This window comes from Pseudohalocynthiibacter aestuariivivens, assembly GCF_018457175.1.
GTDB lineage: Bacteria > Pseudomonadota > Alphaproteobacteria > Rhodobacterales > Rhodobacteraceae > Pseudohalocynthiibacter > Pseudohalocynthiibacter aestuariivivens.
The window spans coordinates 16,755-36,275 of sequence record NZ_JAGFNU010000002.1 but is presented as its reverse complement, the minus strand read 5'-3'; the positions used below and the strand labels follow the sequence as shown (position 1 = coordinate 36,275).

Sequence of the window (19,521 nt, the reverse complement as noted above, 5' to 3'; positions counted from 1 at the left end):
CCAATGGAACTTCGCAATATCGCCATCATCGCGCACGTTGACCATGGCAAAACCACGCTTGTAGATGAGCTGCTGAAACAGTCAGGCACCTACCGTGAAAACCAGGCGACCACGGAACGCGCAATGGACAGCAATGATCTGGAGCGTGAGCGCGGTATTACCATCCTTGCGAAGGCAACGTCCGTTGAATGGAAAGGCACCCGGATCAACATCGTGGATACCCCTGGCCACGCCGACTTTGGTGGCGAAGTTGAGCGTATTCTTTCGATGGTTGACGGTGTTGTATTGCTGGTCGATGCGGCCGAAGGCCCAATGCCCCAAACCAAATTCGTCACGTCCAAGGCGCTTGCGCTGGGGCTGCGGCCGATTGTTGTTCTTAACAAAGTAGACAAACCCGATGCCGAACCTGATCGCGCATTGGACGAATGTTTTGATCTGTTCGCCAACCTTGGTGCAGACGACAACCAGCTTGATTTCCCGGCGATGTATGCATCGGGTCGGTCTGGCTGGGCGGACATGGAGCTGGACGGTCCACGCAAAGATTTGAGCGCGCTTTTTGATCTGGTGATAGAGCACGTCCCGCCTCCCGCGCAGGTTGCCCGTCGGGACGAACCGTTCAGGATGTTAGCAACAACACTGGGCGCCGATCCCTTTATTGGGCGAATTCTGACAGGACGTGTTGAATCCGGCACCTTGAAGGCAGGCGAAAGTATCAAATCGCTGACGCGCGACGGCGAACTTATTGAAAATTTCCGTGTCTCAAAAATTCTGGCCTTTCGCGGTTTGGGCCAACAGGCAATCGATTTGGCCGAAGCCGGCGACATCGTAACAATTGCTGGCATGTCCAAAGCAACGGTTGCAGATTCTCTGGTGGCCCCATCGGTCAACACAGCGCTACCCGCCCAACCGATTGACCCACCCACAATTTCCGTGACATTCGGCATCAACGACAGCCCGCTGGCGGGACGTGAAGGTAAAAAAGTGCAGAGCCGCGTCATCCGCGAGCGTCTGATGAAGGAAGCCGAGTCTAACGTGGCAATTCATGTGACAGACACCCCCGGCGGTGACGCCTTCGAAGTGGCGGGCCGTGGTGAGTTGCAGATGGGAGTTCTTATCGAAAACATGCGGCGCGAAGGATTCGAGCTTTCGATCTCTCGCCCACAGGTTTTGTTCAGAGAAGAAGATGGTCAAAGGCTAGAGCCCATCGAAGAAGTCACAATTGACGTCGATGATGAGTATTCCGGCGCTGTGATTGAAAAAATAACCGGTGTGCGCAAAGGTGAACTTGCTGAGATGAAACCTGCGGGCGCTGGCAAGACGCGGATCATTGCACATGTCCCGTCCCGCGGGCTTATTGGCTATCACGGCGAATTTCTGACAGACACACGCGGAACCGGCGTTTTGAACCGGGTGTTCCATGAATGGGCCCCTCACAAGGGTGCAATTCCGGGTCGGCGCGCAGGTGTTTTGATTTCGATGGAAAATGGTGTGTCCGTCGCCTATGCGCTATTCAACCTTGAAGATCGCGGTAAAATGTTCATTGGCGCGCAGGAAACCATTTATCAGGGAATGATCATTGGCGAGCATTCGCGCGAGAATGATCTGGAAGTGAACCCCCTTAAAGGTAAAAAGCTGACAAACGTTCGTGCTTCGGGCACGGACGAGGCAGTACGCCTCACCACACCTGTGCGTTATTCTCTGGAAGAGGCGATTGCCTATATCGACAACGACGAACTCGTCGAAGTCACGCCAAACGCTATCCGGATGCGCAAACGCTACCTCGACCCACACGAACGCAAACGCCAATCCCGCGCAGCGGGCTAGGGTCGACGTAAAGCGTCGGAAGACTGCTATAAGTCCGAAGAGTTCGTGATCGTATGCTCAGGCTTGCGCGAAACGAAGAGACGCACCATTGATGCAGTGAAGCAATTGGTCTCGAACATTTACGATATGGCCAAGGTGGCTGCCGCATCTGCGGCAGTGCGCTTCTATCATGGCATCTTGGGACATTGCGCTCGTATCATAAGAGGGATTGTCATCAATGCTGGTCAGGACAGCATTGGGACGCGAGTGTTTAAAGAAAACCCAACCGAGATCAAGAACCACTTTCCAGGATGATTCATAGAGCGTCAGGCCACAACCTTTGCATTTATAGGTACCTCGAGGCATTCGGCGGCTATACTGGCTGCTGTTTGGGTTCTCGGTTCCGCCGCGTCGCAGGATTCTGAATTCTGATCTGCTAAGCAGCGCGCGCCATTCCGCCCGGGTGCGGGTGACTTCGTAGGTAAATCCTCCGGAAGCTGACGAAGCCGTTGCCAATGAAGGTCCAGACGCTGGTACGAGAGCAACAGCGGAAATCGCGCTCGCTTTCAAAAACGTCCGCCGCTTAATAAGATTGCTCATAGTTTTCTTCCTTTTCAAAAATAATCAATTTTCTTGATCTTTGCTTTCCATCCTTAAGACCGTACTTTCAGCAGCCTACATGGAAAAGATGCACTCACCCCCTGATTAGTTACATAGTGCACATATAAATGTGGTGCATCAATTCGTGATTTTGATCTGCGGTTGTGGCCAAGTTTACGGCAGGGCAAGCCCCAAAAATTAAAACCAGCTTGGCTAACGACCGCTACGAGCCCAACATGGCCCTGTATAGCGATGGCTCTTTTCTAAGTAGTTTCCGGAACGCCGCTAGCACGAGTTATCCAGCAATTTGCCGATTGTAATCTTCAACATCATACCAGCCGAGGGATTTTGTAACTTGCAGGTTATCGTCCAAGTCCCATTCTTCCCATCCACCAAAGCGGACCAGGTTTCCGGTTTCTACGTGACGACCTTCGAAGGTCCAAGCATAGACAATGTGATGGTCTGCAGCCAAAACGGTATCGCAGGTGAGCTTTAAATCCGGAAACTCCGACATGAATCCGCTTGCCATCTCCGTTATTTCGGCTCGCGAAGTCATTGGGTCGCTGCGGTTCATGGCAAAACTAGTTTGTGCTGAATATCTTTGTGCAACCTTACCTGCTGAAGATGAGCTCCAGGCCGCACAATGCGCATCTGCCAGCTTTCTCGCGTCTTCAAGAGAAGGGAACATGTCACACTCCAATCCATAGTCTAGCTTGAATTTTTGTCATTCCAGCATGGAATTATTTTCCAAAATAAGTCAAATGATGAACTTGCCGTTCTAATCTAGTGAAAAATCTCGTTTGCCAGCTTTGTCCGGAAAAAGGTATTCGCGACATTTGGATTTAATAGGGGCAAAGCTTGGTGTTAGGTTTTCAAGTTTGTTTTTTCGGCTCGATCCACGGAAACCGGTTTCACAAGATCTCCAACTTGTATCTGGCCTTCGGTCAAAACCTCGGCTGTCCAGCCACCATGTCCGCGCATTGCATTGTAACCTCCTGTCCCAAGTTCTGTCTCCATCCGCGAACAGGGGGCGCAGGGTCCGGTGATCTGTAAAATAGTCGTTCCAATCTCAATCGTTGCGCCGCGAAGTGCAGACAAGTTGATACCGCTTACCACGAGGTTCCTTCGCAACCTTTCCGGGGTTACTTCGGTCGCGCCAGAGAGGGCAGCGATAACCGGCAAATGCTCTGCCTGAATAAGGGTAACAGCGCGTTTCCCCGGGCTTGGGTGGCGATCACCAACCAAACCAGAAAACGTTACTTCTGCGGTGCCTGCTGCAGTCATGGCTTCGCGGCGGGCGGGACGCAGCCCGATCCAATCCAAACGGCCAGCAGCCGCATGGATCGTCATCAACTGACGCAGTGGGGAAAGGCTGCTCAAACTTCTTCTACGATGACCAGATCCCGTTCTGCTGCGCCCCGCGCATGACTGAGCGCCTCTTGGTACTGCGGCGAATTATAACAAGCTTCGGCATCTTCAAGGCTCGGGAAACGCGCTACAACATTACGTGCGCGGTCATTTCCCTCTAGCTGCTTGTAACGTCCCGCACGGGCCAGAAACACGCCACCATGTGCAGTAATCGCACCTGTCGCGAGAGCAGCGTATTTTCCGTAAGATTCTTCGTCGGTGACATGCACATTTGCGATCCAGAGTGCGCCCATTTTAGTTCTCCAATATCTGTTCAGCTGCTTTTATAGCAGCGTCTGCTTGTCCGAAATCTGAACCACCGCCCTGTGCCATGTCAGGCCGGCCGCCTCCGCCTTTGCCACCAAGTGCGGCGACAGCGGCTTTCACGATATCAACTGCGGACACCGTGCTAGTCAGATCATCTGTGACACCCGCCGCGACTGCAACCTTTCCACCGGTATCGGCAATCAAAAGTACGGCACCTGACCCGATCCGGGCTTTGTGGTCGTCAATCAATGGGGGTAGGTCCTTGCCCCTTACACCACTTAACGTTTGCGCCAGAAACGCAACGCCGCCTACGTCACGGGTTTCCGGCGCAACGTCCGCCCCCCCTGACATCGCAAGTTCGCGGCGCAATTGGGCAACTTCGTTTTGCAGGGCTTTGCGTTCGTCCATCAATGCTTTGACACGGTCACCCACCTCAGCGGGTTGTGCCTTTAACATCAGGGAAACTTCAGAAAGCAGTTTTTCCTGCTCAGAAAGGTGGCGCAGCGCGGCCTCTCCGGTCAGCGCCTCAATCCGGCGCACCCCGGCGGAAGATGCTGAATCACCAAGCAGTGCAAACACGCCGATATCCCCGGTTTGGCGGACATGTGTGCCACCGCAAAGTTCAATCGAATAGGTTTCGCCATTAGTCCCTTTCTCGGACTTCGCATCGTGACCCATCGAAACAACCCGCACCTCGTCACCGTATTTTTCGCCAAACAGCGCTTGCGCCCCAAGGGCGCGCGCGTCATCCGGCGTCATGATACGGGTTTCGACCTTGGTGTTTTGACGGATGTAGGCATTCACGTCTTCTTCAACTTTTGACAGTTGTCCTGATGTCAACGCCTTGGCGTGGCTGAAATCGAACCGCAGCCGATCTTCTGCATTCAAAGACCCGCGCTGAGACACATGGTTCCCCAGCGTTTCGCGCAGAGCTTCGTGCAGCAGGTGGGTTGCCGAATGGTTCGCACGTATCGCGGAGCGGCGATCATGATCAACAACAAGTTCGGCGCCTGTACCCGTGACCAAAGTGCCCTCTGTCACCTCGGCGAAATGAATAAAGACTCCTGCGGTTTTACGTGTGTCGATTATTTTCGCTTTGCCGGTATCAGATTTCAAAAAGCCCTGGTCGCCAACCTGACCACCGCTTTCCCCATAAAACGGTGTCTGGTTCACGACAACCTGAATGCTGGCGCCTTTCGCGGATTCTTCGACGCACTTACCGTCCTTTATAAGCGCTAGAATCTGGCCTTCGGCAACCTCGGTCTCGTATCCTAGGAATTCCGTAACCCCATGCTTATCTGCGAGGTCATACCAGATGGTGGCATCCGCCGCTTCACCAGAGCCGGTCCAGGCCGCACGTGCCTTTGCTTTCTGGGCTTCCATAGCAATGGTGAACCCATCAGTGTCAACCGCCCTGCCCTTTTCGCGCAACGCATCCTGCGTCAGATCGAGCGGAAAACCATAGGTGTCATAGAGTTTGAAAGCGGATTCACCGGGCAACGCTGCATCATCGGGCAGCTTTTCCAATTCGTCGTCAAGCAAACGCAAACCGCGGTCCAGCGTCTGCCGGAACCGGGTTTCTTCATTTTTCAGTGTTTCTTCTATCAAAACCTGTGCGCGTCCAAGCTCTGGGAACGCAGCACCCATTTGCGTCACAAGCGCTGGCACCAAGCGGTGCATCACTGGGTCTTTCGACCCCAGCAAATGCGCATGGCGCATCGCGCGGCGCATGATACGACGCAACACATACCCACGGCCTTCGTTGCTGGGCATTACACCATCGGCAATTAGAAAAGACGTCGATCGCAGGTGATCTGCGATAACCCGGTGGTGGACATTTTTATCACCATAGGGGTCCTGGCTTGTTGCGTGGGCAGACGCTTCGATCAACGCCTTAAACAAGTCCGTGTCATAGTTGTCATGACTGCCCTGAAGCAATGCGCCTATACGTTCCAGCCCCATGCCGGTATCGATTGACGGTTTTGGCAGGTCTTCACGGTGGCCATCTTCAAATTGCTCATACTGCATGAAAACGAGGTTCCAGATTTCGATGAACCTGTCGCCGTCCTCTTCTGCACTACCCGGAGGACCGCCCCAGATGTGATCGCCGTGATCAAAGAAAATCTCTGTGCAGGGGCCGCAGGGGCCGGTTGGTCCCATCGACCAGAAGTTGTCATTTGTCGCAATGCGGATAATGCGCTCGTCCGGAAGACCCGCATGCTTTTTCCAGATATTCGCAGCCTCGTCATCCGTGTGATATACGGTGACCAGCAGTTTATCCTTGTCGATGCCAAACTCTTTTGTGATCAGATCCCATGCAAATGGGATAGCGTCTGCCTTGAAGTAATCGCCAAAGCTGAAGTTCCCCAACATTTCAAAAAATGTGTGATGGCGCGCCGTGTAGCCAACATTATCGAGGTCGTTGTGCTTTCCGCCAGCCCGCACGCATTTTTGACTTGTGGCGGCGCGTGTAAAGTCACGATGTTCAACGCCCGTAAACACGTTCTTGAACTGCACCATGCCAGAGTTCGTGAACATCAATGTGGGGTCATTGCGCGGCACCAAAGGAGAGCTGTCGACCACAGCGTGCCCATTGGATTTGAAATAGTCTAAGAAGGTCGAGCGGATATCATTCAGGCTCGGCATTATCGTGGCTCACTTGCGCTAAATTCTAAGTCCCGCCCGGTTTAGCCCCACAGGCAAACGCTGTCCACAGCAAGTAAAAAGGGCCAGGGTTTTTCTGCCCCGGCCCTTTCAAAAAGAAACGTTAGTTTACGCTTCCAAAATGTCTTCGTCTGTGGCTTCCGGGGGCATTTCAAACTCAAGCCCGTGCGCTGCGCGAATCTTATCTTCGATTTCATAGGCGACCCGCTTGTTCTCTTTTAGGTAGGTCTTCGCATTTTCGCGCCCCTGCCCGATCCGCTCGTCCCCGTAAGAATACCAGGCCCCGGATTTTTCAACGACTCCGGCTATCACGCCAAGATCAAGAAGCTCACCATTTTTTGAAATGCCCTCCCCATAAACAATGTCAAATTCGACTTGTTTAAACGGCGGAGCCACCTTGTTTTTAACAACTTTCACACGGGTCGCATTACCGACAATTTCATCCCGGTCTTTCACTGCGCCAATACGGCGGATATCAAGGCGCACAGAGCTATAGAATTTAAGCGCGTTGCCCCCCGTTGTCGTCTCCGGGCTGCCGAACATAACACCAATTTTCATCCTGATCTGGTTAATGAAAATGACCATGCAGTTGGAGCGGGAGATTGAACTCGTCAGTTTGCGCATCGCCTGGCTCATGAGACGGGCATGTACGCCAACGCTGGAATCGCCCATGTCCCCTTCAAGTTCGGATTTTGGGGTGAGTGCAGCGACAGAATCGACGACCACCATGTTCACAGCCCCTGATCTGACCAGCGTATCCGTGATCTCAAGTGCCTGTTCGCCTGTGTCCGGCTGCGAAATAAGCAATTCATCGATATCAACACCCAGTTTGCGGGCATAAAGCGGGTCAAGTGCGTGTTCCGCATCAACGAAGGCGCAAATGCCGCCGGTTTTCTGCATCTCTGCAACACAATGCAGGGTGAGTGTTGTTTTTCCGGATGATTCAGGACCATAAATTTCAATGACCCTGCCTTTCGGCAGCCCGCCGATACCTAAAGCAATATCAAGGCCCAGAGAACCTGTGGAACTCGACTCGATCTCCTGTACAGCGCCTTCCTGACCGAGCTTCATGATCGAGCCCTTGCCAAATTGGCGTTCTATCTGCGCCAAAGCTGAATCGAGCGCTTTTTGTTTATCTGCGTCGCGTTTGTTTGTCATATCGAGTATATCTGCCATCGCCATTTTAAGCTTCCTTATTCCACACCCTTGTACGGGCGGCAATCATTGCTCTTGTTCACCTCTTGTTCCGATTCCTTATGGGACCAAAAGGAGAACATTTCAACAAAATTATTTCTTTATCCACTTTTGATTGCGAAGATTAACAGGTAGTTTACTCTTCAGAACTATTTACAGCGGTGACTGAGAGTGAGAGTGAAATGCTGATATTCTGGAGTAAGAAGCTTGCTTTTCTCGCCGTTCCGAAAACGGGGACAACATCTATCGAAGCGTCTTTGTGTCTTAAGGCAGATATCGTTTTACGAAATCCACCGCGACTAAAACATATGACTGCACGCATGTTTGAAAAAAAGTTTGCTCCTGCAACATCCGGCGAGGATGTGATCAAATTCGAAACCGTCGCTGTTATGCGCGAACCCGTTGACTGGTTGGCCAGTTGGTACCGGTATCGAAAACGCCCCCAGTTGGCGGGAAAGCCTGCGAGCACGGAAGGAGTAAGTTTTGACACATTTATTGAATCTTACCTTTCGGATGAAAGGCCCATCTACGCGGATATCGGTTCGCAGTTCAAATTTATGACCGACAAGGATGGAAACGTCCTTGTGGATCATATCTTTGACTACGCCCACTTCAGCCAACTTATTGCTTTTCTTGAAAACAAGTTGGATCTCTCTCTGGAACTGGGACACGCAAACAAGTCTCCGAAGGAAGAAATGTCTTTATCTCCTGCGCTTTTGTTCGAGTTAAAAAGACTTTATAACAAAGACTTCGAGCTTTATGCTAAAGTCCGAGTGCAGGCGTTAAAATCCGCCCACCCCTAGTTTAGTGAATTTGCTTTCGTACCGTTTGAGTAAGGTCCTTTAAAGAAAACGGCTTAGGTAGAAAGATTGAATTTGGAATCTTTTTCTGCCCCTCTTCAAACGCTTCTTCCGCGTAGCCGGAAACAAAAACGACTTTGACATCCGGCCGATCGCGCAAAGCCTGCCTGACCCAACTGGGCCCATCCAGACCTGGCATGACCACATCTGTAACAAATACATCGACATCAAGACTGGGATCCTCAAGTGTTTTAAGGGCTACTTCAGCGCTATCTGCCTCGATAACCGTGTATCCCCCTAATCTCAGGGCACGCGACGCAAAGGCACGTACCGGCGCCTCGTCTTCAACCAAAAGCACAACACCTTCCCCTTCTTCGTTCTCAGTTTCTTTCGAGTGTGAAAGGACTTTCTGCGCTTCGTTAACTTCTGATGTTTGATAGCAAGGAAGATAGATTGTAAAAACAGTTCCGCGGGCGACCACGCTGTCAACAAAGATGAAACCACCCGTCTGTTTCACAATTCCATAAGCCATTGAAAGCCCTAACCCCGTGCCTTCGCCTGTTTTTTTTGTGGTGTAAAAGGGTTCAAAGATCTTTGTCAGCTTGTCGGCTGCGATCCCGATTCCAGTATCGAAAACGCGAACTGTCACGTAGTCACCAACGGGAACCTCTGCCCGGTCGCGCCGCAGAGGGCCCTTCAATGTTTCGACCTTTGTTTCTATTCTGATCTCTCCACCATCGTGCATGGCGTCACGCGCATTCACGACCAAATTCATCAAAACCTGTTCCAATTGCCTCTTGTCTGCCCGTATCGGTGGTAGATCGGGATCATGAATAAGTTTGAGCAGGACTTTCTCACCGACCAACCTATCGAGTAAATGTGTCAAATCACACAAAATCTCGCGTAAGTTCAGCACCTCGGGCTGCAAATTCTGCTTTCTCGAAAACGCGAGCAGTTGCCCGACCAAGCTGGCAGCACGATGAGCGTTTTGATTGATTTGGGTTAAGTCACTAAAATCAGGATCCCCCTTTTTGTGTCTTAGTAGTAACAAATCACAATGCCCGGTGATCGCGGTCAGCAGATTGTTGAAATCATGTGCGACCCCGCCAGCGAGTTGGCCGATCGCCTGCATTTTCTGGCTTTGTACAAACTGAGCCTCAAGAGTCTTCAACTCTGTGGCATCCGTCAGAACAGCTATCAGGACTGGTGTTTCGCCCTGAGTTATTTGGCTTAGCGTGATTTGAAGAAATACTTCTTTTTCTGGTTTTCGCGCCCGAATAACTTCGGATTTCTTATGACCTCGGCCTTGAAATGCATCTTCCAGCCAGTCGCGAACAGAACGGCCAAGACCTTCAACAAGCTCTGAAACCGACGTTCCGGGTAAAAGCGGGTCGGCTAATAGATTTCTTGCCAATCTGTTAGCCGCAAGAATATTGCCGTCTCGCCCGATTTTCAGCATTGGCACAGGAAGTTCATCAAAGCTTGGTAAACTTAACCGCGATTGTTCGCTCATTTCATTTTCAGGAATGAAATAAATTTCCCTACGTCCGCCAGAACCAGAAATTTCAGTTATCAACCGGGTGATCTTGCCGTTCTTGGTTGCGATTTCATGCTTGGTTCCCGTTCGAAGCGGGAGCTGCGTAAATATACGATCAAGCGTCTTGACGCGCTCCCCCAAAACAAGCCTCATTTCTTTGTTCATAAACAGGACTGTTCCGGTTTTTGATGCCGTCAGCATCGGCAGACTTACTGTGTCCGCAGACTGGTCCTTCGGAACGAGATTACCAAAATGTTCAATACGCCAAAGAAAAGCATCGCCGGATAATTGCTGTACAGAAATACGAGACCAATCCCGTTTGGTTAAAATGTCTTCCTGAGCCGAGCCTCTGGACATGGCTTTCTTTTTCAGACGACGAATGACCGTTTCAGGATGAGCAAAAAGACCGCTTAGAGATTGTGACATCGTCTGGCCAGGTTGTACTGCGCGGCCACCGCTCGCGGCGAAGTTTTTATATTTAACGACCCCTTTGCCATCAGAAAAAAAGCACTGTGCGCTATCTCGTCCACAAATCGCTTCGACGTAACGAAGGTATTTACTCTCAAAACTCGCCCGGGCTGCAACAAACACGCCTAGTGATAAGACCACTAATCCGAGGACTATGGCACTCCCAAATAGAAAAATCCGAAAATCAGACTGTGGTAAAGAGTTTATGAGAACGAACAGTGCCGATGCAACTCCGGCACTCAAAAACGCGCCCAATTTTCGTCGGGTTAGCAATCTGGTCTCAAAGTTCGTCGTAAATTCCGGATGTTTCACGCAAAGGCCCTTAATCGATTCATGGCCTCGCTATTTCGTCGCGAAAATCTTAAACGCTGCTTAATTTTTGCTGCTGGAAAAGAAATAAAAAAACTTTAGATCGTTTTCTTTGAAATTTTTCTTTTTAGAATAGCAAGATAGAAACCATCACAACCTTCAATAGGCGTCAGCTTCGTTTCGCTAGCCAGATGCCAATCGGAGTTGTTTTCAAGGAATTTATTGATCTGGTCTCTGTTTTCTTCGTTCAGCAAAGAACAGGTAGCAAATGCTAACGTGCCGTCTTGTCCAACGTATGTTGCAGCTTTTTGCAGAATCTCGTCTTGAACCCAGATAAGATCTTCAAGGCGATCTTTCGTTAAATTCCATTTCGCGTCGGGGCTTCGTCGCCAGGCTCCACTCCCCGAACAGGGAACATCGCAAAGAACAACATCGAAAGGTGCGGCGGCGGAAGCATCATCGCTGCTTAAGATTTTGACACGAACACCCGCGCGTTTCGCACGCGTTGGCAGATCAGCCATTCGGGATGGGTCAACATCATGTGCAAAGAAAACAGCTTTTTCCCGCGCTGCCATTGCAAGCGTTTTGCCCCCGCCACCTGCACAATAGTCAAGAACACGCTGCCCGGCTGCAACCGGAATTTGATCCATAATATGCTGCGATCCGGCGTCCTGAAGTTCTACCAACCCATCGCGGAAAGCAGAAGAATTCAAGATTTTTCTTGGGTTTTCCACAACTTCCAAAGCGGTTTCAGACAAAGCGTGTGGCTTTGTTGTGATCCCGTCTTTTAACAACGTTTCCAAAGCCCCTTCGCGCGAGGTTTTCCGTAAATTAACCCTGAGGAATACAGGAGCTCGAAATTTGAGAGCGCCGCAAACGGATTCGAACATTTCGCCAAGGCTATTGCGCAGCATGGGTGCCAGCCATTCTGGACAATCAAGCCTTACCAACTCTGACAGATCAGAAAGGTTGCCACTTGCTGCTTGTTCTTCGGGTGTAAGTGATGATGGCGCGTAACCTTCGCCGTTGAAAATTTGTGCGGGATCGAGATTGTTTGCCCGCAAAGCGCCAATCATGGCGCCGCGTCCGTTTTCAGCCCCGCCAAGCGTCGTATAAGACTTTCGATTGCGAAGGGCGTCAAAGACATGGTCGCGAACGGCGGCACGATCTCCCGATCCTGCAAAACGGCTGCGACGTGCCCAGTTGATCAGGGATTTCTCTGCGGGATTGCCGGCAAAAACCTGATCCAGAACATCAATGGCAGCGGCGATACGCGCAGCGGGAGTCATGCTGCACAACCATTCGCATTTTTCACATCACTATCGGGACGTAACATTCTGATACTTCACATAGCTCTGTAGTTCGGGCTTTCACGGGTAATCTGAACATCATGAACGTGACTTTCTTTAAGACCAGCACCCGTGATCCGCACAAACTGTGACTTCGTCCGCATATCTTCGACCGTTCCATTCCCCGTGTAGCCCATCGCGGCCCTCAGGCCACCTACAAGCTGATGAATAACTGCGTTTGCAGTCCCCTTGTATGGCACCTGCCCTTCAATACCTTCCGGAACCAGTTTGTCACTGGCGGCATCTTTCTGGAAATAGCGATCAGCAGATCCACGCGCCATTGCGCCAAGGCTGCCCATGCCCCGGTACGACTTGAAAGACCGACCTTGATAAAGGATGACTTCGCCCGGGCTTTCATCTGTACCGGCGATCATCGAGCCAACCATTGCGCAAGATGCACCCGCAGCAATTGCTTTTGCGAAATCGCCAGAGAACTTAATACCGCCATCCGCAATAATCGGAGTGCTGGTGTCGCTTGCGCCTGCGGCAGAATCCATGATGGCTGTAAGCTGCGGAACACCCACACCGGCAACCATGCGGGTCGTACAGATCGAGCCGGGCCCAATACCGACTTTCACGGCGTCTGCACCCGCACCGATAAGCGCCCGCGTCGCTTCCGCAGTGGCAACGTTACCTGCAACGATCTGAACCTGATTAGACAGGGTTTTTGCCCGCTCTACAGCGAGTGCCACACCCTCGGAATGGCCATGTGCGGTGTCGATCACCACCATGTCTGCACCCGCGTCTATCAGCGCCTGTGTGCGTTCAAAACCCGCGTCCCCGACAGTTGAGGCTGCTGCGACCCGAAGGCGGCCCAAATCATCCTTGCAAGCATGTGGGTTCAATACCGCCTGTTCAGTATCTTTCAAGGTAAGCAACCCCGTGAGCTTGCCCTGACCATCTGTTACAAGCAGCTTTTCAATCCGGCGCGCCTGCATCAGGCTTTTAGCTTCTTCCAGTTCCGCGGGTTCCTGCAACATCGCGAGATTGTCGGATGTCATCATGACAGAAACTGGCGTTTTTTCATCCGTTGCAAAGCGCATATCCCGGTTGGTCACAATGCCAACAACGCGTCCGTCACCGTCCACGACAGGAAACCCGGTTATACGGTAGCGTTCCATCAGTTGTTTTGCATCAGCCAGTGTCTGATCCGCGGTCAGCGTTATCGGATTAAAGACAATACCGCTTTCAAACCGTTTCACCCGGCGCACCTGGCGCGCCTGTTCTTCGATATCGAGGTTGCGGTGAATCACGCCGATACCACCTGCCTGCGCCATCGCAATGGCCATGCGCGCCTCGGTAACCGTGTCCATTGCGGAAGACAGAAGTGGGATATTCATCCGGATCGACCGGGTCACATAGGTGCTTGTGTCAGCCGTAGACGGCAATACATTGCTTGCGGCCGGGACCAGTAGAACATCGTCGAAGGTAAGTGCCTCGCGAATCTCCATGGGGGTTCTCCTAGGATGCTTCGTTTGACGCGTCCCTATTACATGTCTTTGCCGTATGGAAAACCCCAATTCGTTCAGCAACGCGCTTTCAGTCACAGATTAACGGTCAAATACCGCTGGAAATTAGTTAAGCCTTGCTTACTTAATCTGTTCTTGTGCATGGCGCGCAAGAGCGCGAACCGATGACGCAAACGTTGCAACGTCGCCCCCGACACCCAGAAAGGTTACACCCAAAGCTTTGTAGTACCCTATCTGATCTGGGTTGAAAGTGATCGTCCCCACGGCCTTGCCAGCCGCCAGGATGCGCGAGACAGAATATTCGATTGCTGTAACGACCTCGGGCGCATCGGGTTGCCCCGGGTACCCCATATCCGCCGACAAATCAGCAGGCCCGATGAAGACGACATCGACGCCTTCCGTCGCCGCGATAGCATCAATATTTTCGATCGCTTTTCGGCTTTCTGCCTGAACCATCAGACAGATCTGTTCGTTTGCGCTGGCAACATAGTCTGAATCAGCACCATACCCGGTGGCACGCGCTTGTATTGCCCCCATGCCGCGGTTTCCTTCTGGCGGGTAACGGACTGCGCGCGCCATCTCTGCCGCCTCTTCCGCTGTATCAATCAACGGAACCAACAGCGACTGAACCCCGATATCCAAAGCACGTTTTAACAACCAGTCTTGCCCAGAGGTCACACGCATTACGGCCTGTGCAGGCGCACCATTCATTGCCTGAAGCTGTGACATCGCGCTTTTGTCTGAGTTAGGGTTGTGTTCCGCATCGATCAAACACCAGTCAAAACCTGCTCTTGACGCTATCTCTGCAACCGTCGCAGACCCAAAGCCCATCCAGAGGCCTACTTGCATTTTTCCATTTGCGAGGTTCTCTTTCAGAATATTGCGCGGTGCGGCCATATTATATCCTTTCCGAATAATTTGGCGGAGTATCAACCTCTTTAAACCTCAAAGTCTAACCTTTTCTCGCAAAGCCGCTGACCCTATGCCAAATACCAAAAATTGACCAAACTAGCTAAAATTCGTGCTAACGCTTCCCCAGGTAACGAGAGCAATTGATGGCCAAACACTCTGTAACAAATCGGCATTTGGTTGCTGACATCGGCGGTACAAACACACGAATCGCGCAAGCGGAAGGGTCTGTTCTGATTTCCGGCACTATGGAGCGATTCAGGAACAATGAATATTCCTGCTTTGATAACGTGCTACGAGAGTACTTGGCGACGCACACTGGTGTCAGATTTGAAAGCCTATGCTTCGCCCTTGCAGGCCCTGTCTGGAATGGCTGCGGAACACTGACCAATCTAAACTGGAAAATCGACACGCGTCGTATCTGTGAAGATTTTGGAATACGCGAGGCGTTTTTGCTGAATGACCTCGAGGTACAGGGCCACGCAATTGATCATCTTGAGCATGAAGCGATTTCAACGATTTTTCCTTCACAACGCGGGAACGCCGCGATCAATAGAAATAGTGCAAAGCTGGTTGTTGGGCTCGGCACCGGCTTTAATACTGCAACAGTTCAAGAAACTAAATCTGGCCCGCTCATCTTGTCATCAGAATCTGGCCATATGGGGCTAAATTTAACCACCCCAACCGCGCGCGCACTGATACAGCATTTGGAAAAAGATATTAATTTCGTCGCTTGCGAAGATGTGCTGTCCGGGCGCGGAATAGAACGCGTTTTTCAGTGGCTTTCTAACGGTGTAAGGACGGCACCCATCCTTTCTGCACCAGAAATAGTGCTAGCCGCAGACAATGGTGACGAAAAAGCAAAAGAGACGATCAGAAGCGTTTGCAAAATTTTGGGGGCAACCGTTGGTGATCTCGCCTTAACGCATCTTCCGTTTGGCGGAATATTTCTGGTTGGCAGCGTCGCGCGTGCTTTGTCGCCGTATCTTGCCGAAATGGGCTTTGACGAATGTTTTCGCGCGAAAGGCCGTTTTTCTGATTTCATGGACGAATTCTCTGTATCCGTGATGGACGATGACTTTGCAGGCCTGAAAGGGTGCGCTGTATTTCTTGGGCAATCTCAGGGAAGAGCCTGAATTTCTTCATACGTAAGCGAATGTTAACGCACGCGCCTTAGACCGTTCTGAAACGGCTTAAGGAAAGGTACATTTTGCGAACGTGTTTAGCTTCTCTACGACGGGCATTCTCATGACCCTTCGTATCGAATTACAGCCCAAACTGGATTTGCGCGCGGCAAACTCGCTTGTGGACGCGTTGCGCCATGCAGCAGGCGCCGATGTAATTCTTGATGCGTCAAAAGTTTCGCATCTTGGAACACTTTGCCTTCAAGCGCTAATAGCGGCAGCAAAAGATCACAAAACTGAAGGCACAAAATTTGTCCTCGAGCGTGCGAGCGATACGTTCATCAATCATCTGGCGATCTTTGGGTTTTCAATCGAAACATTTGCAGAGGATGCAGCATGAGCCTTAATATTCTTGCCGTTGATGACAGCCGAACGATGCGCGATATGTTGAACCTCGCGTTGGGCCAAGCCGGTTTCACCACCCATCTTGCCGAAGACGGCGAGCACGGGCTCGAGGTTTTGACACAGCTTTCGCCCGACGCCATCATAACAGATATTAACATGCCCAATCTTGATGGTTTTGGCTTTATTGACGCGGTTCGAAAACAACAAAAACATCGCGGTATACCCATTCTCGTTCTTACAACCGAAAGCGCACCCGAGCTCAGAGCGCGGGCGCGCAAAGCAGGTGCAACGGGATGGATTGTTAAGCCATTTGATCCAACAAAACTTGTTCAGGCCATAACCAAAGTCGCCGGTTAGGACAAAAGATGTCAGCTTCCATAGCAGAAATACGCGACTCTTTTTTTCAGGAGTGCATTAGTCATCTGGAAGCGTTGCAAGATGGCCTATCCGAAATCGAAAATGGCACTGAAAACGAAGAGACCATTCATGAAGTGTTCCGTGCCGTTCACTCCATAAAGGGCGGCGCTGCCGCTTTCGACATCGTTACCCTGGTTAAACTTGCGCACCGTTTTGAAACCGCGCTCGAAGCGGTGCGGAGCAAACAGGCGGCCCCGGATAAAAAAGCGGTAAAACTGTTTCTTCGTCCGTGTGATTTGCTTGGAGATTTGCTACGGCTGGCCGGAACAAAAAATTCGGAAGAGCCAGAAGGGTTTCGTACCTGCCTTTCAGAGCTCGATGCATACATTCAGAACAACGCTGAATCCCCGGTAAAATCAAAATCTACAGAGAACGCTGCTTCAAACGCACAGGATAGAGAAAGCACATCAGTCGGGATCCAGCAGGCAGAGCCAATATTCGACATTTTCTTCGAACCAAACTCGGAAATATTTCCATCCGGAAACGAGCCTTTATATGTATTGAAGTCGTTGTATGAGCTTGGACATGTTACCGTGACGTGTGACACCGCGAAAATACCTTGCCTTTCAGATTTAAATCCAGAAAACAGCTACTTAAGCTGGAAGGCAGAGCTGCTAACCACCTGCGATTTAGCCGAGGTCAAAGAAGTATTTGATTTTGTCGAAGACCTTTGTGTACTGAATATTTCCGAACGGCAACAAGCGCATTCGCATACCCGAAATCTCGATCTAACGAGCAATAGAGTAACGGAGTCCGATAGCAACGCAGAGCAGCAGCCAGCCGAGCCTTTTCAGATCACGCAACCGGATGCATCAGGCCGTCAAAGTTCAGCGAAAGCATCTGTAGAGAAAGCACGTTTTGAAAGCCGTCCTCCCGAAGAAATCGCCGCACCGGCAGCGAAACCAACGGTCCGCGTCGATCTGGATCGTGTCGACCTTTTAGTCAATCAGATCGGGGAACTGGTCATCAATCAGGCCGTTCTCGCACAAAGCATAGCCACCACAAGCCTTAACACAGACGCAAGCATATTTGCAGCACTAGAGGATTTTTCACAACTTGCCAGCGACCTTCAGGACAGTGTTATGATGATACGCGCGCAGCCTGTAAAAACACTCTTTCAACGTATGGCACGTGTTGTTCGGGAAACATCAAGAACGACGCAAAAAGACGTGCGTCTGTTGACGGAAGGTGAATCTACTGAAATTGACAAAACAGTTATTGAAGGGCTATTTGATCCTCTAACGCATATTATCAGGAACGCGATAGATCATGGGATCGAATGTCCCGCCGAAAGGTCTGAATACGGCAAACCAGAAATCGGGGAAATCCATCTCACTGCACGCCACAAATCGGGCCGTGTTACGATAGAAATTTCGGATGATGGCCGCGGCATAAACCGCTCGGAAATTCTGCGAAAAGCAAAAGAAACCGGTTTGGTTGATCAAAGCGCCAAACTTTCCATCTCAGAAGTCGACAATTTGCTGTTTCTACCCGGTTTTTCGTCCTCGAACAGTATATCAAACGTTTCCGGCCGAGGTGTTGGTTTGGATATCGTGCGAAATTCAATCGCGGCGATGGGCGGGCGGATTTTCGTGACAACAACCGAAATGAAGGGAACAGTTTTTAAGATTGACCTTCCACTAACACTCGCGGTCCAAGATGGTCTCGTTGTCGAGGTGAGCCACAACACACATGTGATACCTCTCAGCAATATCGTCGAAACGCTGATTTTGAAAAATTCTGATATCCATCTGTTCGGTAGCTCAACAAAAATGATCAAAATACGCGAAAAATTTCTTCCGATCATCGACCTCGGAGCGGCTCTCGGATATCGCAAACGGAAATCACATTTTGATGGGTGTAACGTTCTTCTCATTGCTCAGGAAGAAAGCTATTTTGCGCTGATTGTTGACGCAATTATTGAGCAGCGCCAAGTCGTTATTAAAGCACTACAGAACAACATCGGTGCGTGCCCTGGCGTCTCTGGGGCAACAATTCTTGGAGACGGTAAAATTGCCCTCATCCTTGATCCGATTGACATCGTGAAAACCACAGCGCCTCAAAATCGATTTCGTAAAGAAGAGTATTCTCTAGCAGGTTAAAAAATGCACGAAACAAACGAACTGGATAGACCAGCCGATTCCGAGCTTTTATCTTTCTGGGTCAACGGCCAGGAATACACTATTGACGTCATGTTCGTGCGCGAACTTCGAGGTTGGTCAAAATCAACACCGTTGCCCCACGCGCCAGATTTTGTTCACGGCGTTATCAATCTTCGCGGGAATATATTAACCGTACTGGATCTCGCATGCAGGCTTGGACTTCGACCCATCAATGCGACCGAGCGCAATGTAATCATTGTTGCTGAAATACAGGGCAAAATTGTTGGGCTGTTGGTTGATCGTGTTTCAGATATTTTTTCCATACCAACAAACAGCCAACAGGCCTTGCCGGATATCGGCTCAGGTTCAGGTCAAAGGTTTGTAACCGCGATTCTCACCATAGAGGATCGTCTGATTAGGGTGCTTGATCTGAAAGCCATTGTAAACGTCGACGCTGCAAATGCGGCATAAGCTAAATCGAGAGAGCCTTTATTTTGATCGCCCCAATCTTGACTGACAGGGATTTTCAGGCAATTTCAAATCTTGCTCTGACAAGTGCCGGACTCTCATTCTCAAAGGAAAAACGTCCAATGATTCGAAGCCGCCTGGCCAATCGAATCCGTGTATTGCAACTCTCAAGCTTTTCAGAATACTGCGACATTCTAAGACAAAAAAACGCTGTCAGGGAACGTCAGCA

General features: G+C 50.8%; 17 protein-coding genes and 1 pseudogene. 8 read left to right on the top strand and 10 right to left on the bottom strand.

What is annotated here, in order from left to right; all coding sequences use genetic code 11:
- The first annotated feature begins 3 nt into the window (after window positions 1–3).
- A complete protein-coding gene (gene typA / locus J4E70_RS04070) occupies window positions 4–1,824 on the top strand; it encodes a translational GTPase TypA (protein ID WP_213887812.1) in 1,821 nt (606 codons plus the stop codon).
- Between the two features lie 57 nt (window positions 1,825–1,881).
- Here typA and J4E70_RS04065 read toward each other — a convergent pair whose 3' ends face one another.
- The 6 genes from J4E70_RS04065 to recA form a co-directional block, all read right to left on the bottom strand.
- On the bottom strand, window positions 1,882–2,403 hold the full coding sequence (locus J4E70_RS04065; RefSeq protein WP_213887811.1) for a peptide-methionine (R)-S-oxide reductase: 522 nt from the start codon (window positions 2,401–2,403) through the stop codon (window positions 1,882–1,884).
- Between the two features lie 295 nt (window positions 2,404–2,698).
- Complete coding sequence (locus tag J4E70_RS04060) at window positions 2,699–3,091, bottom strand: DUF1348 family protein (protein ID WP_213887810.1); 393 nt, start codon at window positions 3,089–3,091, stop codon at window positions 2,699–2,701.
- 176 nt (window positions 3,092–3,267) lie between these two features.
- Entirely contained in the window at window positions 3,268–3,753 is a 486-nt protein-coding gene (locus tag J4E70_RS04055) for an MOSC domain-containing protein (RefSeq protein WP_213887809.1), read from the bottom strand.
- A 26-nt stretch (window positions 3,754–3,779) separates the two neighbouring features.
- Window positions 3,780–4,064, bottom strand: a complete 285-nt coding sequence (locus J4E70_RS04050) for a DUF1330 domain-containing protein (RefSeq protein WP_213887808.1) — start codon at window positions 4,062–4,064, stop codon at window positions 3,780–3,782.
- A 1-nt stretch (window position 4,065) separates the two neighbouring features.
- Window positions 4,066–6,723, bottom strand: coding sequence for an alanine--tRNA ligase (alaS, locus tag J4E70_RS04045; RefSeq protein ID WP_213887807.1), 2,658 nt, complete (start codon window positions 6,721–6,723; stop codon window positions 4,066–4,068).
- 126 nt (window positions 6,724–6,849) lie between these two features.
- Window positions 6,850–7,917, bottom strand: coding sequence for a recombinase RecA (gene recA, locus J4E70_RS04040; protein ID WP_213888145.1), 1,068 nt, complete (start codon window positions 7,915–7,917; stop codon window positions 6,850–6,852).
- Between the two features lie 200 nt (window positions 7,918–8,117).
- On the opposite strand from recA, the gene J4E70_RS04035 reads away from it, so the two are divergent.
- Window positions 8,118–8,738: a sulfotransferase family 2 domain-containing protein gene (locus tag J4E70_RS04035; protein ID WP_213887806.1), complete on the top strand. Its 621-nt coding sequence runs from the start codon at window positions 8,118–8,120 to the stop codon at window positions 8,736–8,738.
- Between the two features lies 1 nt (window position 8,739).
- On the opposite strand, the gene J4E70_RS04030 is transcribed toward J4E70_RS04035, so the two are convergent.
- The 4 genes from J4E70_RS04030 to J4E70_RS04015 all read right to left on the bottom strand — a co-directional run bounded on the left by J4E70_RS04030 (window position 8,740) and on the right by J4E70_RS04015 (window position 14,764).
- The gene (locus J4E70_RS04030) at window positions 8,740–10,698 is read right to left on the bottom strand and encodes an ATP-binding response regulator (RefSeq protein WP_213887805.1); all 1,959 of its coding nucleotides are present in this window, start codon (window positions 10,696–10,698) and stop codon (window positions 8,740–8,742) included.
- A gap of 449 nt (window positions 10,699–11,147) precedes the next feature.
- Window positions 11,148–12,338, bottom strand: a complete 1,191-nt coding sequence (locus tag J4E70_RS04025) for an RsmB/NOP family class I SAM-dependent RNA methyltransferase (protein WP_213887804.1) — start codon at window positions 12,336–12,338, stop codon at window positions 11,148–11,150.
- Between the two features lie 56 nt (window positions 12,339–12,394).
- Entirely contained in the window at window positions 12,395–13,849 is a 1,455-nt protein-coding gene (gene guaB, locus J4E70_RS04020; RefSeq protein WP_213887803.1) for an IMP dehydrogenase, read from the bottom strand.
- A gap of 138 nt (window positions 13,850–13,987) precedes the next feature.
- A complete protein-coding gene (locus J4E70_RS04015; protein WP_213887802.1) occupies window positions 13,988–14,764 on the bottom strand; it encodes an HpcH/HpaI aldolase family protein in 777 nt (258 codons plus the stop codon).
- A 158-nt stretch (window positions 14,765–14,922) separates the two neighbouring features.
- On the opposite strand from J4E70_RS04015, the gene J4E70_RS04010 reads away from it, so the two are divergent.
- From J4E70_RS04010 to J4E70_RS19680, 6 genes and pseudogenes are all read left to right on the top strand, one after another.
- Entirely contained in the window at window positions 14,923–15,912 is a 990-nt protein-coding gene (locus J4E70_RS04010; protein ID WP_213887801.1) for a glucokinase, read from the top strand.
- A gap of 112 nt (window positions 15,913–16,024) precedes the next feature.
- Window positions 16,025–16,300, top strand: coding sequence for an STAS domain-containing protein (locus J4E70_RS04005; RefSeq protein ID WP_213887800.1), 276 nt, complete (start codon window positions 16,025–16,027; stop codon window positions 16,298–16,300).
- Entirely contained in the window at window positions 16,297–16,662 is a 366-nt protein-coding gene (locus tag J4E70_RS04000) for a response regulator (RefSeq protein ID WP_213887799.1), read from the top strand. Before J4E70_RS04005 ends, J4E70_RS04000 begins: the two co-directional genes overlap by 4 nt.
- A gap of 8 nt (window positions 16,663–16,670) precedes the next feature.
- Complete coding sequence (locus J4E70_RS03995; protein WP_213887798.1) at window positions 16,671–18,824, top strand: chemotaxis protein CheA; 2,154 nt, start codon at window positions 16,671–16,673, stop codon at window positions 18,822–18,824.
- 3 nt (window positions 18,825–18,827) lie between these two features.
- A complete protein-coding gene (locus tag J4E70_RS03990) occupies window positions 18,828–19,295 on the top strand; it encodes a chemotaxis protein CheW (RefSeq protein WP_213887797.1) in 468 nt (155 codons plus the stop codon).
- Between the two features lie 23 nt (window positions 19,296–19,318).
- A pseudogene (locus J4E70_RS19680) lies at window positions 19,319–19,483 on the top strand (chemotaxis protein); the annotation flags it as partial.
- Window positions 19,484–19,521 lie beyond the last annotated feature (38 nt).

Bases quoted from the DNA above. Each gene is read 5' to 3' on its own strand.
- J4E70_RS04065 (WP_213887811.1), bottom strand. From the start codon at position 2,403: ATGAGCAATCTTATTAAGCGGCGGACGTTTTTGAAAGCGAGCGCGATT.
- alaS (WP_213887807.1), bottom strand. From the start codon at position 6,723: ATGCCGAGCCTGAATGATATCCGCTCGACCTTCTTAGACTATTTCAAA.
- J4E70_RS04055 (WP_213887809.1), bottom strand. From the start codon at position 3,753: ATGACGATCCATGCGGCTGCTGGCCGTTTGGATTGGATCGGGCTGCGT.
- J4E70_RS04035 (WP_213887806.1), top strand. From the start codon at position 8,118: ATGCTGATATTCTGGAGTAAGAAGCTTGCTTTTCTCGCCGTTCCGAAA.
- J4E70_RS04025 (WP_213887804.1), bottom strand. From the start codon at position 12,338: ATGACTCCCGCTGCGCGTATCGCCGCTGCCATTGATGTTCTGGATCAG.
- recA (WP_213888145.1), bottom strand. From the start codon at position 7,917: ATGGCAGATATACTCGATATGACAAACAAACGCGACGCAGATAAACAA.
- J4E70_RS03990 (WP_213887797.1), top strand. From the start codon at position 18,828: ATGCACGAAACAAACGAACTGGATAGACCAGCCGATTCCGAGCTTTTA.
- J4E70_RS04015 (WP_213887802.1), bottom strand. From the start codon at position 14,764: ATGGCCGCACCGCGCAATATTCTGAAAGAGAACCTCGCAAATGGAAAA.
- J4E70_RS04000 (WP_213887799.1), top strand. From the start codon at position 16,297: ATGAGCCTTAATATTCTTGCCGTTGATGACAGCCGAACGATGCGCGAT.
- J4E70_RS04030 (WP_213887805.1), bottom strand. From the start codon at position 10,698: ATGTCACAATCTCTAAGCGGTCTTTTTGCTCATCCTGAAACGGTCATT.
- J4E70_RS04005 (WP_213887800.1), top strand. From the start codon at position 16,025: ATGACCCTTCGTATCGAATTACAGCCCAAACTGGATTTGCGCGCGGCA.
- guaB (WP_213887803.1), bottom strand. From the start codon at position 13,849: ATGGAGATTCGCGAGGCACTTACCTTCGACGATGTTCTACTGGTCCCG.
- J4E70_RS03995 (WP_213887798.1), top strand. From the start codon at position 16,671: ATGTCAGCTTCCATAGCAGAAATACGCGACTCTTTTTTTCAGGAGTGC.
- J4E70_RS04060 (WP_213887810.1), bottom strand. From the start codon at position 3,091: ATGTTCCCTTCTCTTGAAGACGCGAGAAAGCTGGCAGATGCGCATTGT.
- J4E70_RS04010 (WP_213887801.1), top strand. From the start codon at position 14,923: ATGGCCAAACACTCTGTAACAAATCGGCATTTGGTTGCTGACATCGGC.
- typA (WP_213887812.1), top strand. From the start codon at position 4: ATGGAACTTCGCAATATCGCCATCATCGCGCACGTTGACCATGGCAAA.
- J4E70_RS04050 (WP_213887808.1), bottom strand. From the start codon at position 4,064: ATGGGCGCACTCTGGATCGCAAATGTGCATGTCACCGACGAAGAATCT.